Origin of the sequence: Streptomyces sp. NPDC060027 (genome assembly GCF_042737005.1) — a bacterium.
In the GTDB taxonomy this organism is placed as follows: domain Bacteria; phylum Actinomycetota; class Actinomycetes; order Streptomycetales; family Streptomycetaceae; genus Streptomyces.
In genome coordinates, this window is sequence record NZ_JBHWVI010000223.1 from 1 (window position 1) to 14,310 (window position 14,310).

General features: G+C 71.9%; 8 protein-coding genes. 3 read left to right on the forward strand and 5 right to left on the reverse strand.

Annotated features, from left to right (window positions below):
• Positions 1–397: 397 nt before the first annotated feature.
• Positions 398–946 carry a MarR family winged helix-turn-helix transcriptional regulator gene (locus tag ACFWBT_RS35490; protein WP_266760269.1) on the reverse strand — a complete coding sequence of 183 codons (549 nt, stop codon included), beginning with the start codon at positions 944–946 and terminating at the stop codon, positions 398–400.
• 187 nt (positions 947–1,133) lie between these two features.
• On the opposite strand from ACFWBT_RS35490, the gene ACFWBT_RS35495 reads away from it, so the two are divergent.
• Complete coding sequence (locus ACFWBT_RS35495; RefSeq protein WP_385707076.1) at positions 1,134–2,408, forward strand: MFS transporter; 1,275 nt, start codon at positions 1,134–1,136, stop codon at positions 2,406–2,408.
• A gap of 104 nt (positions 2,409–2,512) precedes the next feature.
• Here ACFWBT_RS35495 and ACFWBT_RS35500 read toward each other — a convergent pair whose 3' ends face one another.
• The 3 genes from ACFWBT_RS35500 to ACFWBT_RS35510 form a co-directional block, all read right to left on the reverse strand.
• On the reverse strand, positions 2,513–3,328 hold the full coding sequence (locus ACFWBT_RS35500) for a class I SAM-dependent methyltransferase (RefSeq protein ID WP_385707077.1): 816 nt from the start codon (positions 3,326–3,328) through the stop codon (positions 2,513–2,515).
• Between the two features lie 141 nt (positions 3,329–3,469).
• Positions 3,470–5,137, reverse strand: a complete 1,668-nt coding sequence (locus ACFWBT_RS35505) for a SpoIIE family protein phosphatase (protein ID WP_385707078.1) — start codon at positions 5,135–5,137, stop codon at positions 3,470–3,472.
• A gap of 130 nt (positions 5,138–5,267) precedes the next feature.
• A complete protein-coding gene (locus tag ACFWBT_RS35510) occupies positions 5,268–6,632 on the reverse strand; it encodes an NAD(P)/FAD-dependent oxidoreductase (RefSeq protein WP_385707079.1) in 1,365 nt (454 codons plus the stop codon).
• A gap of 373 nt (positions 6,633–7,005) precedes the next feature.
• Between ACFWBT_RS35510 and ACFWBT_RS35515 the strand changes: the two genes are divergently transcribed.
• On the forward strand, positions 7,006–7,785 hold the full coding sequence (locus ACFWBT_RS35515) for a TetR/AcrR family transcriptional regulator (protein WP_385707080.1): 780 nt from the start codon (positions 7,006–7,008) through the stop codon (positions 7,783–7,785).
• A gap of 373 nt (positions 7,786–8,158) precedes the next feature.
• Positions 8,159–10,246: a sigma-70 family RNA polymerase sigma factor gene (locus ACFWBT_RS35520; RefSeq protein ID WP_385707081.1), complete on the forward strand. Its 2,088-nt coding sequence runs from the start codon at positions 8,159–8,161 to the stop codon at positions 10,244–10,246.
• A 10-nt stretch (positions 10,247–10,256) separates the two neighbouring features.
• On the opposite strand, the gene ACFWBT_RS35525 is transcribed toward ACFWBT_RS35520, so the two are convergent.
• Entirely contained in the window at positions 10,257–13,907 is a 3,651-nt protein-coding gene (locus ACFWBT_RS35525; protein WP_385707082.1) for a BTAD domain-containing putative transcriptional regulator, read from the reverse strand.
• Positions 13,908–14,310 lie beyond the last annotated feature (403 nt).

The following is a 14,310-nucleotide window of genomic DNA, read 5'->3' on the forward strand; positions in this document are numbered from 1 at the left end:
TCGGTCTTGCGTTTCCGACTCTATCAGACCGTTTCCGTATCCGATTTCCTCGGTGCTTTCCAGGTTCCCGCTTCCGCGTTTCCCTTTCCGGCGAGTCCGACTCTATCAGATCCTTTCGGGCCTGACTCCCAGTCAGCGGGGCTTGTCTTCGCGGCTGTTCGGCCGTTCCGACGTCTCAAACTTTAGCGGATCTTCTCGGCAGTTCCTAATCGGGCCGCCGCACCCAAATCGAATTGAATTCGGGCACGCCGAATTCGTCCCGGTTGGGAGATCGTGCTGGTGGTTTGAGTGCCGCATCAGCGGCGGAGGTGCTGTCGCAGGACCGTTCCGGCCCCGTGGCAGCTCGAAGAACCCTACGGATCCGCCAGGGCGGTGTCAACCTCCCCTGTCAAGATCTTTAATCGAGGTCGCTGAGCCGACCGCCGGCGTCCGGCTGGGCGTCCTCCACCCGTCGCAGAAGACGGGTCAGGACCTCACCCAGGACACTCCGGTCCTCGGCGGACAGATCCTGGAGCAGGTCTTCCTCGAAGACCGTGGCGAGACGCATCGCCTCGAGCCACTTCTCGCGGCCCTCGTCCGTCAGCTCGACGATCACGCGCACGCGGTTGGACTCGTCGCGCTCCCGGGTGACCAGCCCCTCCGCGACCATGCGGTCGATGCGGTGGGTCATGGCGGCCGGGGTGAGGCCGAGGCGCTTGGCGAGTTCGCTCGGACCGAGGCGGTACGGGGCGCCGGCGAGGACGAGCGCCTTCAGGACCTCCCACTCGGCGTTGCTGATGCCGAGCGCGGCGGTCTGGCGGCCGTAGGCGACGTTCATCCGCCGGTTCAGACGGGACAGCGCCGAGACGATCTTCTCGACCTGGGGGTCGAGGTCCTGGAACTCGCGCTGGTAGGCGGCGATCTGTTCTTCGAGTGTCGGCTCACTGACGCCGGGGGTGTCGCCCATGGCCCGAGTATCGCATGGCGCGGCTTGGCGTCGAAGTCCTTCGAGGTGTACAGTTCAAGTTCTAACTTTAGCTTCGAAGTCTTCAGGTCTGCATCCATGCACTGGGAACGTGTCACGAACACGGTTCCGGGTACGGGGGCGGACCGTCACGGCTTCACGACCAAGGCAGGTGAAAGTGACCAGGGCGATGGGCGCTGCGATGCGCCGGATCCACGTGGGCAACGCACTCAGCGCGTTCGGGCTCGGCTTTACCGTCCCCTTCCTCTACGTCTATGTGGCGCAGGTAAGGGGACTCGGCTCCATGACGGCGGGCGTCGTGCTCGCCGTCTTCGCCGTGGCCGCTCTCGTGGTGCTGCCGTTCGCCGGGCGGGCGATCGTCCGGCGGGGCCCGCTGCCGGTTCTGCTCGCCGCCCTGGTCACCGCCTCGCTCGGGGCACTGAGCCTCGGGCTGGCGAACAGCGCGACGACCGTGATGCTGTCGGCGGCGGCGCTCGGTGCCGGCCAGGCCGTGATGCAGCCGTCGCTCGCGACGATGATCGTGGACTGCTCCACGGCGGACACCCGCTCGCGCGCCTTCGCGACGCAGTTCTTCCTGCAGAACCTGGGCCTCGGTGTCGGCGGTCTCATCGGCGGTCACATCGTCGACCCGAACCGGGCGAGCTCGTTCACGCTGCTGTTCGCGATCGAGGCCGCGATGTTCCTGGTGCTGGTCGTGCTGATGGCGACCGTGCGGATGCCGCACGCGCCGCGGATCGACGGCGACACCCCGCAGGCCAGGGGTGGCAGCTGGAAGCAGCTCCTCGGCAACCGGGCCATGGTGCAGCTGTCCGTCCTGGGCTTCGTGCTGTTCTTCGCCTGCTACGGGCAGTTCGAGTCGGGTCTTTCCGCATACGGCGTGGAGGCGGCCGGGATCTCCACGTCCGCGCTCGGTACGGCGATGGCGGCGAACACGGCGATGATCGTGGTCGCGCAGTTCGCGGTGCTGAAGTTCGTCGAGCGCCGTAAGCGGTCCCGGGTGATCGCCGCGGTCGGGCTCATCTGGGCCGTCGCGTGGGTGGCGGCCGGGTACGCGGGCCTCGGGCACGGCAGCCAGACCATGGCCACGGCGGCCTTCGTCTCGACGTACGCGCTCTTCGGGCTCGGTGAGGCGATGCTCTCGCCGACGGTGGCGCCACTGGTCGCCGATCTGGCGCCGACGGGCATGGCGGGTCAGTACAACTCCGCCTTCGCCCTGGTGAAGCAGCTCGCGCTGGCGATCGGCCCCGCGGTGGGCGGTCCTATGGGCGCGTCACTGCACGGCACGTACATCGCGACGTTCCTTCTCTTCTCGCTCGGGATCACCTTCCTGGCCGTGCGGCTCGGGCGGCAGCTCACCCCCGTACAGAATCAGCCGTCGCTCGCGAGGAGCCGGGTGGTCGCGCAGGGCGGGGCTCCGGTGGAACCGGTGCCGGCGAGCGCCTGACGGCCGGGCTGAAGCTGGAAGGCCTGGCGCGGGACGCGGACGGACGACGGCCGCCACCACGTTGCGACGTGGTGGCGGCCGTTTCGTGTGCGCGGTCGCGGGTCTCAGCGGACGCCGGTCAGCAGGTTGGCGGTGAAGGGGAGGGTCGCGCTGCCGTCGGGGGCGGTGCGGTCGGCGAGGCGGGTGTGTATGGCCCGGCCCGCACGGAGGAGGGCGTCCTCGCCCGCGGTGTCGACGATCGCCTGTCCCCAGGATGTGGACGAGAGCTGGCCGGGGGCGTACGCGGCGAGGGGCGGGAAGGCGATGCCGAAGCCGACCTGGTGGACGGCGACGTCGTGGAAGCCGGCGCCTCGCAGCGCGGCGGAGAGGCGCTCGGGGGTGCCGGAGAAGGCTCCCTCGTAGTCCGCGGCGACCTCGGGGCCGCCGTACTCCGCGACGGCCTCGTACTGGGCGACGAAGTAAGGGATCGATTCCCGGGCGGCCCAGGCGGTGGCGGCGAAGCGGCCGCCGGGGCGGGTCACGCGGGCCGTCTCGGCGAAGGCGGCGTCCAGGTCGTGGAAGAACTGGACGCCCTGCTGGCAGACGACCGCGTCGAAGGCCGCGTCCTCATAGGGGAGCTTGTCCGCGGGGGCGACGGTGAACTCGATGTCCGGATACATACGGGGCGCGTGCTCTCCGGCGACCCTGATCATGCCCGGGTTGACGTCCGTCCCCGAGACCCGGCCCGCGGGGCCGACCCGGGCCGCCGCCGCGCGGGCCGCGAAGCCGGTGCCGCAGGCCAGGTCGAGCACCTTGGCGCCGGGGAACAGGTCGACCGCGTCCAGGATCGCGTCCACGAAGGGCGTCATGAACGGCGCGGCGTACCGCTCGTAGCGCTCGGGAGCACTTCCTTTGAGCTGAAAGCCCGATTCGTCTGCCATGGGGAGCTCTTAGCACCGGGCAGCCCGGTCGGCCAGAGGACGCGCGGAGTACGGCCGGAAGAGGGATGCACGGGATACAGCCGGAGAAAGCGGAGGGCCGGACCACGCCGGAACTCAGCCCCCCGCATCCGGCGCCCCGATTCAGTTCCCCGCGCGCGGGAGTGCGAACTCGCACCACACCGCTTTGCCTCCGCCCGGTGTGCGGCGGGAGCCCCAGCTGGAGGCGATCGTGGCCACGATCGCGATGCCGCGGCCCGCTTCGTCGGCGGGTTCGGCGCGGCGGCGGCGCGGGAGGTGGTCGTCTCCGTCGGTGACCTCGATGATCAGACGGCGGTCGGTACGGCGCAGCCGCAGCCGCATCGGCGGGGTGCCGTGCTGGAGCGAGTTGGCGACGAGTTCGCTGGCGGCCAGGACACCGAGGTCGTGCAGATCGGCCGGGAACCGCCAGCTGGCCAGCACGCCGGAGGCGAAGGCACGCGCGCGTGGGGCCGCTTCCACGCCACCGAGCAGTTCCAGCGCGGCGTTGCGGAAGAGCTCGCCGTCGGGGCCCGTACGGGAAGGGTGCTGGAGCACCAGGACCGCGACGTCGTCGTCGTGCTCGGCGGTGACGCCGGCCGCGCGGACCAGGCGGTCGCAGATCACCTGGGGGGTGCCCGTGGCGCCGGCCAGGGCGCGCTCCAGGGACGCGATGCCCTCGTCGAGGTCCTCGTCTCGGCGCTCGACCAGACCGTCCGTGTAGAGGACCGCGGTGGAGCCGGGGCCGAGGGGCACCGAACCGGAGGCGTGCAGCCAGCCGCCGGTGCCGAGCGGCGGCCCGGTCGGCTCGTCGGCACGGTGGATGGTGCCGTTCTCATCGCGGACGAGGATGGGCAGGTGGCCGGCGGAGGCGTACACCAGCCGGCCCTCGTTCGGGTCGTGGACGGCGTACACGCACGTGGCGATCTGGTTGGCGTCGATCTCGATGGCGAGGCCGTCGAGGAGCTGCAGGACCTCGTGCGGCGGCAGGTCGAGACGGGCGTACGCGCGGACGGCGGTGCGCAGCTGGCCCATGACGGCCGCCGCGCGGACCCCGCGGCCCATGACGTCGCCGATGACGAGCGCGGTGCGGCCGCCGCCGAGGGTGATGACGTCGTACCAGTCGCCGCCGACCGCCGCCTCCGTGCCGCCGGGCAGGTAGGTGGCGGCGATGCGCAGGTCGTCGGGCTCCTCCAACTCCTGCGGGAGCAGGGAGCGCTGGAGGGTGACGGCGGTCTCGCGCTGGCGGCGCTCGCTGGTGCGCAGCCGCTCGGCGGCCTCCGCGTGATCGGTGACGTCGGCGGCGAAGACGAGTACGCCGCGGCCGTGGTCGTCCGGAGAGGTGTCGACGGGGGTGCAGGTGAATGTGTAGGAACGGCCGGTCGACACCTTGCGGGACTTGACGGTGCGGGACTTGGCGCTGCGCAGGACCTGGTCGAGGAGCGGCAGCAGGCCGAGTTCGTCCAGTTCCGGCAGTGCCTCGCGCGCGGGCTCGCCGACGGGACGGGCGCCGAAGGCCGCCGTGTACGCGTCGTTGACGTAGGAGACGCGGTGCTCGGGGCCGTGCACGAGCGCGACGAGCGCGGGGACGCGGTCGAGGACCGCGCGCACCGGCAGTTCGTCGACGGCGAGTCCGGGCGGCATGTCGTCGGTCAGCTGCTCGACGCGGGCCGCCGGCACGGAGCCTTCCCCGCGCCGGTCCGGGGCGGCCGTGTGCGCGGCCGTGTGTTCGGTCCGCGCTGCGGCGCGGCGCTGCGTTCCGGGGAGCCGGGCGCTCCAGCGCGTGAAGTTCACAGTGGGGAAAGCCTCGTGTTAGAAGGGCGAGCGGTTCACCCGCCCAAAGTCGTGGACCTGTCTGGCAGTCTGACCGACCGGGCCGACATCCTTCAGACGCCGTCCCTGCCCGGGGAGTTCCTTGGTCCGGTCAGGACGACCCCTTCGGGTCGGTAGGAGGCTTTCCCCCGGCCGCCAGTTCGAACTCCGCACGGGGGTGTTCGAGTGAACCGAGGGACACGATCTCCCGCTTGAAGAGACCCGCCAGGGTCCATTCGGCGAGTACACGGGCCTTGCGGTTGAAGGTCGGCACCCTGCTGAGGTGGTAGACGCGGTGCATGAACCAGGCAGGATAGCCCCTCAGCTTGCGCCCGTAGACGTGTGCGACTCCCTTGTGCAGTCCCAGGGACGCGACGGAACCGACGTACTTGTGGGAGTACGTCTCCAGGGGTTCGCCGCGCAGGGTGTGCGCGAGGTTGTCGCCGAGGACCTTAGCCTGGCGGACGGCGTGCTGGGCGTTGGGCGCGGTCTCCTTGCCGGGCTCCGCGGTCACGTCGGGAACGGCGGCGGCGTCTCCGGCGGCCCACGCGTGCGGGGCGCCGTCGACGGTGAGCTGGGGGGTGCACTTGAGCCGGCCGCGCTCGTTCAGGGAGAGGTCGGTCGCGGCGAGGATCGGGTGCGGTTTCACGCCGGCCGTCCAGACGACGGTGCGCGTCGGGAAGCGCGCGCCGTCACTGAGGACGGCGACCCGGTCCGCGCAGCTGTTGAGGCGGGTCTCCAGGCGTACGTCGATGTTGCGGCGGCGGAGCTGGCTGACCGTGTACCGGCCCATCTCCTCGCCGACCTCGGGCAGGATCCGGTCCGAGGCCTCGACGAGGATCCACTTCATGTCCTCGGGCTTGACGTTGTGGTAGTACCGCGCGGCGTAGCGGGCCATGTCCTCGAGCTCGCCGAGCGCCTCGACACCGGCGTAGCCGCCGCCCACGAAGACGAAGGTCAGGGCGGCGTCGCGGATCGCGGGGTCGCGGGTGGAGGAGGCGATGTCCATCTGCTCGATGACGTGATTGCGCAGGCCGATGGCTTCCTCGACCGTCTTGAAGCCGATGGCGTACTCGGCGAGCCCGGGGATCGGCAGGGTGCGCGCGATCGAGCCGGGGGCGAGCACGAGTTCGTCGTACGTGATCTGCTCCGCGCCCGCGCCCTCCTCCTCGGTGGCGAGGGTGGTGAGCGTCGCGGTGCGCTTGGCGTGGTCGATCGACCGGACCTCACCGATGATGATCCGGCACTGGCCGAGGACCCGGCGCAGCGGAACGACCACGTGACGCGGCGAGATCAGACCCGCGGCGGCTTCGGGAAGGAACGGCTGATACGTCATATAAGGGTCGGGCGAGACGATCGTGATCTCGACCTCGCCCCTCTTCAGTTCGGGCTTCAACTGCCGCTGGAGGCGCAGAGCGGTGTACATCCCGACGTAGCCGCCGCCGACAATGAGAATGCGCGCACGTTCCTTCACCATCCCATGACGCACCCCTGTCCGGAGTTTGTCCACAGCCCCAGCAATTTGTGTGACCGCTCGCCGACAACGTGCAGGGTTGGCCGATTTGCCTGAGTCCAGAGAGAAAGAGCAGGTCAGGGTGGGCGAGGGGGGTACTCGGAGGGGGCGCAACCGGGACGTAACCGGCCCGTACTCCGATCGGGGGGCGCTCCGTGCGGAACCTGCCCCTTCTGAATTGACCCCCTCTCAACTATGTTCGTGTGACGACGGGGTGTAGGGGGATGCGCTCGGCGAGTCCGTACGACGGGCTCGTGCACAAGCTTGTTCCACACGCTCCGGCCATCAAGGGCGGGGAGAGTCTCCGGGGGGAGACGTCATTACCGGGGGAACGCTTATGCACATTCAGGACTCTCATTGGACTACCGCGTCCGCCATCGCACCTGGTGGTGCGATCGGCGCGGCGACGGGCGGCAACGGCCGCGGTCCGGCTGACGGATCGCGCACGACGCCGTTGCGCGTGGACGCACAGCGCAATCTGGAGCACGTACTGCGCGCGGCGCGCGAGGTCTTCGGCGAGCTGGGATACGGCGCGCCGATGGAAGACGTCGCACGCCGCGCGAGGGTCGGCGTCGGCACGGTGTACCGGCGCTTCCCGAGCAAGGACGTCCTGGTGCGCCGGATAGCCGAGGAGGAGACTTCCCGGCTGACCGACCAGGCTCGCGCCGCGCTCGGCCAGGAGGACGAACCGTGGTCGGCGCTCTCGCGCTTCCTGCGGACGTCGGTGGCCTCGGGTGCCGGACGGCTGCTGCCGCCGCAGGTGCTGCGGGTCGGCGTCGCGGAGGACGGAGCCGAGACGGACGGGGCACGGGTGCCGCAGCAGCGGTCCCAGCCCGCGCCCGAGCTGCGGCTCGTGGAGCAGCGGCCCGCGCGCGAGGACGAGCAGGTGATCGCGGCGGTGGACGACGCCGGCGCGGCGGCCCTGCTCGAAGTGGTCGGCCGACTGGTGGACAGGGCCCGAGCGGCGGGCGAACTGCGCGCCGATGTCACCGTGGCGGACGTGCTGCTGGTCATCGCGACGGCGGCGCCCTCGCTGCCGGACGCGGCCCAGCAGGCGGCGGCCTCGGCGCGGCTCCTGGACATCCTGCTGGAGGGCCTGCGCTCGCGTCCGGCCTGAACCGGACCGGAGGCCACCTCGACGCGGATGCGTTCCGGTCGCGGGGGTGTTCCCGAGCACGAAGGTGTTCCCGGGCGCGAGTGCGCTGTCACTCGCGCACCGGGGACCTCGGCCGTCCCGCAGCCCAGCGGTCATTCCGTCATCCCACCATTCCGTCATCCCACCATTCCGTCATTCCGTCATTCGGCGCAGAACGGCAACTCCCGAGCACAAGACGGTTGTTGACCATTCCCCGAACAGGTGACGGTTAGTACTCACGAGCGACAAATCCCCTCGGACGAGTGGTTGGTCCGGACGAGGAGGTCCCGCTCGGGGAGCCTGTGGCACTCTGTCCCGGTATTCGGTCCGAGTGTGCAGGCGGGGGCTTTCCGCGATGAGCTTTGACGGGCGGGACGAGTCACTCGGTGACGGTGGCCCCGACGGCGGCACGGAAACCGGCGGCTCACCGTCGCGACAGGTGCCGAGCCAGGGCGGCCCGCACAGTGGAGGCCACCACGGCGGAGGCCCGCACGGGAGCGGCCCGCACGGCGGAGGCCCGAAAGTCCCTCCGCCGGGCGCCCTGCCCGGTGACGCGGGCGCTGTCGGCAGCGCCAATCCCTCCTCGCACACCGACGCGGCCGACCCCAGCGTGCCGTCGCAGCGCGACCGTTTCGACCGGCGCGACGGCAGCGTTCTGCCGCCCCCGGTGGATCTGCCGCCCCCAGTAGATCTGCCGCCCCCGGACACCGGTCTGATCGAGCGGATGCGCGCGGGCGACGACACGGCGTACGAGGAGCTGTACCGCCGGCACGCCGAAGCCGTCCGGCGCTACGCCCGCACCTGCTGCCGTGACTCCCACACCGCCGACGACCTCACGGCCGAGGTGTTCGCCCGCATGCTCCAGGCCGTACGCGGCGGCAGCGGCCCCGAGCACGCCGTGCGCGCGTATCTCCTCACCACGGTCCGCCGGGTCGCCGCGAACTGGACGAAGACGGCCAAGCGGGAACAACTGGTCGACGATTTCGCAGTGTTCGCCGCGCAGGCCGCCCGCGGATCCGAGGTCTCCGGCGACGACACCCTCGACCTCGGCGCGGACGTGCGGGCGATGCACGAGGCCGAACAGTCCATGGCCATGCGGGCCTTCCGCTCGCTGCCGGAGCGCTGGCAGGCGGTCCTGTGGCACACCGAGGTCGAGGACGAGTCCCCGAGCGAGGTGGCCACGCTCTTCGGCCTCGACGCCAACGGCACACGTGTGCTCGCCAGCCGCGCCCGCGAGGGCCTCAAGCAGGCCTACCTCCAGGCGCACGTCAGCACCACGCTCACCATGGACGAGGAGTGCGCGCGTCACGCCGACCGGCTCGGCGCCTACGCCCGCGGCGGACTGCGCACCCGGGCCGAACGGGGGCTGCGCAAGCACCTGGAGGAGTGCGTCAGGTGCCGCCTGGCCGCAGGACAGATCAAGGAAGTCGCCGGCGGGATCCCCGCGGTCGTGCCGGTCGCGGTCATCGGCTGGTTCGGGGCCGCCGGCTATGCGAAGGCCGTCGCGCTCATCGCCGGTGGCGCCGGAGCGGGCGCGGCAGGAGCCGCGGGTGCGGCAGCCGCGGCGGGCGGCGGCTCGGGAGGGGCGAGCGCCGGAGGCGGCGCCGCGGTCTCCGAGGGAATCGGCGCACCGGTCAAGGCCGGGATCGCGGCGGGTGTCGTCGCCGTGGCCGCGGCGGCCGTGGCACTCGCCCTGGTCGGCAACGACAGCCCCGCCCGGCACCCCGAGGCCGGACCGGCCGCCTCACCCGCCGTCGAAGCGCCGGTGCCGTCGCCGAAGCCGCCCAAGAAGGAGCCCGCGCCGAATCCGCCGGTGGTGGTCCACCGGCCGACACCCACTCCACCCCCCTCGACCGCACCGAAGCCCACCCCGAAGCCGACGCCCAGGGCGACTCCGAACCCGCCCTCCCCACCGAAACCGGCTCCGACCCCGACACCGGCCCCGAAGCCCACCCCTTCCAAGGCCGAGCCGAAGCCCCCGCCGGCCCCGGCGCCTCCCGCGCCCGCCGTGTCCGTCTACCGGTGGAGCGAGCTGGAGTACGACGTCGGCGGCGACCACACCGAGCCGGAGATGCGGCTGGGCGAGAGCAACTGGGTCTGGCAGCGCGACGAGATGAAGATCGCGGACACCCGGTACGCGGACGGCGTGACCGTCCACGGCCAGTCTTCCGTGACCATCGACCTCAACCGCAGGTGCAGCGCGTACGAAGCGATGGTCGGCGTCGACGACCTCACGATGGGCCTGGGCAGGATGCGGTTCTCCGTCTACGCGGACGGATCCCCCCTGTGGCAGTCACCGCTGATCGCGGGCGGTGACCGGGCGGTCCCCGTCCATGTGGACCTCACCGGCCACCGGACGATCCGGCTCGTCGTCGAACCCCGCACGCCGTTCGGCTCGGCCGCGCTCGGGGACTGGGCGGAGTCGAAGTTCCTGTGCCGGTGAACGCCGGCGCCTACTCGACGGGGTACTCCTCGAGCGCTGCGGCCAGGTCGCTCAGGGCCTCTTCCTTGCTGTAGCCGGAACCCCGGGCGTGCTCGAACTCGTAGCGGGCGGGGCCGAGCGCCGCGAGGGCCGCGGTCTCGGTCCGCCGGGCATCGGCGCTCTCCCGCGGGGGACGCGGATCCCCTCCGCGCCAGCGGGTGCCGGCGGCCAGCAGCCGGGTCGCCACCGGGTGCGCCTCCAGCTCGGTGAGGAGACACGCCGCGACTTCGATGAGACCCGCCGCCACCACATCGGCGCACCGGTCGTCCACCGCCTCCCGCACGGCGGTGTCCAGCTTCCGCAGGCCCCGCGCCGGGCCGGACTCGGCGGCCGTGACAAGGGCGTCGACCCAGTTCAGTGCCGCCATGAACTGCGGCGGCGGGGTACCCCGGGCACTCTCCTCACGCGCCTTCTCGAACAGCTCGCGGGCGAGCCCGACCTCCCCGTCGTCCAGGACCACTTGGGCACGCAGCAGATGGACGAACGCCCGGGAGTCCATCACGCCGTACAGGTCGGCGGCGGCGCTCGCCTCGTCCAGGGTGGCCAGGGCCCCGGTCCGGTCTCCCGCGCGGTAGGCGATCTCGGCCAGCCGCGCCATCAGGAAGGGCACCTCCGCGTACGCCCTCACCTCGTAGGCGAGCCGCAGCGCCTCCGCGTACTCGCCCTCCGCCTCGTCGAACCGGCCGCGCGCCATCGCCGCCTCTCCGGCCGCGCCGCACACCTGGGCCCGCATCCAGCGGTCGCCCACCCGCCGGCTGATCCCGCGCAGTTCCTCCAGGTCCTCGTCCACCCCGGGCATACCGCCCGGGGCGTCGACGACCATGTGCGTACGGAGCATCAGGGCGACGCCGATCTCCCATTCCCCGCCGTACTCACGACAGTTGGCGACCGCCTCGTCCATCGCGGGCCGCGCGTCGCCGACAGCGCCCAGGAAGTGCGCGGCCAGCGGCCAGACGATCCCCGGCATACGCGCCGCGTCCGGACCGCCCTTCTCGAACGCGGCCCGCACCCGCCCGACGTACTCCGGCAGCCGTCCCTCCCTCCACTCGTCCAGCGGTACGACATCCACCTTCATGAACAGGTGGAACATGCGCAGCCGCATCCGCATGCCGTGCAGCGGATGCCGCTCGTCCCGCTCGGGGTGATCGAGGAAGAGACCGACCGGATCGACGCCCGCGAGCTCGGGGAACAGGCCATTGCCGGCGGCACTCTCCGCGTCGGTGACGGGCGCGGTACCAGCCGTGTCGGGCCGGCCGCTGCCTCCGTGACGGCCGCCGCCCGCGTCACCGCCGGTTGCCGTCAGGTTTGCGGTCCCCGTGAGGCCATTGGTCGAGGTGTCGAGCAACGCGCCCAGCCTCAGAGCGAGTTCCGTCCAATCCGTGCCCTCGTGGCGGAAGTTGCGCAGCCACCAGAACCAGCCCATGGCGAGGACCAGAGCACCCGCCTCTTCCTCGTCACGGGCGACGAGCGTGCGGTGGAGGGCCGCCCGGATGTTGTCGAGCTCGGTCTCCAGGCGCCGGATCCAGGGGAGTTGAGCGGCCGAGCGCAACTGGGGCTCGGCCTCCTCCACGAGGGCGCGCACCCACGCGCCGTGACGCCGCTCGGCAGCGGCACGCAGCTCCGGAACCTCGGCGGCGCGCTCGGTGGCGTACTCGTGGATGGTCTCCAGCAGGCGATAGCGCATCCCACCCCCGACACCACCCGCACCGCTCCCCGAGCCCCCGGCACCACCGCCACCGCTGACTCCTCCACCACCCCGAAGGTCCCGCCCGCCGTATTCACCCCCCTGTTCACCACCGTGACGATCACCGCCCGCACCATCCAAGCGACCAGCACGATCGCCACCACCCGTGCCCTCCATGCCACGCATGGCATCCATGGCATCCATGCCGTCCGGGGTGGCGACGACGAGGGACTTGTCGACGAGCGCGCCGATGAGGTCGGCCGCGGGACCGGTACACACGGCCTCCGCGGCCGCCAGGTCCCAGCCGCCCGCGAACACCGACGCCTCGCGCAGCACGGTCCGCTCCTGCTCGTCGAGCAGGTCCCAGGACCAGTCGACGACGGCGCGCAGGGTCTGCTGGCGGGGCAGCACCGTGCGGCTTCCGGAGGTGAGCAGCCGGAAGCGGTCGTCGAGCCGGTCGGCGATCTGGCGCGGGGTGAGCAGTCGCAACCGGGCGGCGGCGAGCTCGATGGCCAGGGGCAGGCCGTCGAGCCGTCGGCAGATCTCGTCCACGGCGTCGGAGTCGTGGGGCGCGGTGCCGGCGTCGGGTCGCACGACCGAGGCTCGCTCCATGAAGAGCCGGTGCGCGGAGTCGGGCAGGAGGGGCTCGACCGGACGCACCAACTCACCGGGGATGCCGAGGGGTTCACGACTGGTGGCGAGGATCGTGAGCCCTGGGCAGCGGGTCAGCAGCGTCTCGGCGAGTTCGGCCGCCGCGCCGATGACATGCTCGCAGTTGTCAAGGATCAGGAGCTGGCTGCGCGGGGCGCAGTACTCGACGAGCAGGGCGACCGGGTCGTCCTGCGGAACCGCCATCTCGTTGGTGATCAGCACGGTCTCGCGCAGACCGAGGGCGCTGACCACCGCACCCGGGACCGCCTCGGGCCGGTCGAGCGGGGCCAGCTCGACCAGCCACGCCTGCGGAAGCCCGGCGGCGGCTTCCTCGGCGAGGCGGGTCTTTCCCGAACCACCCGGTCCGGTCAGCGTGACCAGGCGTGCCCTCTGCACATCCGAACGGATGGCCCCGATCTCGCGTTCCCGCCCCACGAACGAGTTCAGACGGGGACGAATGTTGCCGGTTCGCCGGGCGCGGGAGGGTTCCCCGGAGTCGAGGCCGGGAGCCGGACCGGAGAACACGGCGCCGCCCGTGCGGGCTTGGGGTTCCCGGGGCCCGTGCGGGTCCCGCGGGTCCAGCAATGCGGCGTGCAGGGCCCGGAGTTCCGGCCCGGGATCCGCCCCGAGCCCGTCCTGCAGCCCACGCCGCACGTCCTCGTACGCGGCCAGCGCGTCGGCACCGCGGCCGGCCTCGCGCAGGGCGCGGATGAGCAGAACGTGCAGTGCCTCGTCGTACGGGTGGGCCGCCGTCAGCTCCTTCAACTCCGGTACGAGGTCGCCGGCGCGGCCGAGTCTCAGGTCCGCCTCGACGCGGCTGCGCGTCGCCTCCCGGCGCAGGGCCTCCGGGCGGGTCGCGGCGGTGCGGTCGGGGAGGTCCGCGAGGGCGGGGCCGCGCCACAGGGCGAGGGCTTCGCGCAGGCGGGTGGAGGCGGTGGGGGCGTCGCCGCGGTCGAGCGCGGACCTGCCCTCCGCGACGAGCCGCTCGAACACGAACAGGTCCACGTCGTCCTTGGCGGCGCGGAGCCGGTAGCCGCCGGCCTCCGAGGTGACCGCGTCCTTCCCGATGGCCCGACGGAGGCGGCCGATCAGGGCCTGCAGCGCGGCCGGGGCGTCCTGGGGAGGATCGTCCGCCCACACCTCGTCGATCAGGGTGTCCAGGGCGGTGGTGCGGGTGGGGTGGCGGGCCAGGGCCGTGAGCAGCGCGCGTACCCGGGGGCCGCCCACAGTGACCAGGGCCCCCCGGTCGTTCTCCACCTGGGCAACCCCCAGAATCCTGTACCGCACACCCCCATTCTCTCCGCCTCTCCACCCCAGGTCACCGCTTCACCCCGGCAAGCCCACCCGCACCCCCACCCATTTCCCCCAAGTCCCCCGGCACCGAGGCCCGGCACCAACCTTCCTTCGCCCCCTCCGCCCCTACCCGTCCCATACCTGGGGCTCAGCCCCAGCCCCCGCTCCTCAAACGCCGGAGGGGCTGAAATCTGCCCCCGGACCCAAAAGGAAATTCCCACCGGGCGGGAAAGCGGGATCGCACCCACACCCGAAATGCGCACCAGTGGGCCGACGCCCAAGCCCCCGCGCACCCGCAGCGGACATCGCACGGGAGGGGCCGTGCCGGTACATCCCTATGTCCGTCGCTTACGTTCGGATCGAGTAGCAGTTCGCACAGATAGCCCACGTCTGATCC

Bases quoted from the DNA above. Each gene is read 5' to 3' on its own strand.
- ACFWBT_RS35490 (WP_266760269.1), bottom strand. From the start codon at position 946: ATGGGCGACACCCCCGGCGTCAGTGAGCCGACACTCGAAGAACAGATC.
- ACFWBT_RS35495 (WP_385707076.1), top strand. From the start codon at position 1,134: ATGGGCGCTGCGATGCGCCGGATCCACGTGGGCAACGCACTCAGCGCG.
- ACFWBT_RS35500 (WP_385707077.1), bottom strand. From the start codon at position 3,328: ATGGCAGACGAATCGGGCTTTCAGCTCAAAGGAAGTGCTCCCGAGCGC.
- ACFWBT_RS35510 (WP_385707079.1), bottom strand. From the start codon at position 6,632: ATGGTGAAGGAACGTGCGCGCATTCTCATTGTCGGCGGCGGCTACGTC.
- ACFWBT_RS35515 (WP_385707080.1), top strand. From the start codon at position 7,006: ATGCACATTCAGGACTCTCATTGGACTACCGCGTCCGCCATCGCACCT.
- ACFWBT_RS35520 (WP_385707081.1), top strand. From the start codon at position 8,159: ATGAGCTTTGACGGGCGGGACGAGTCACTCGGTGACGGTGGCCCCGAC.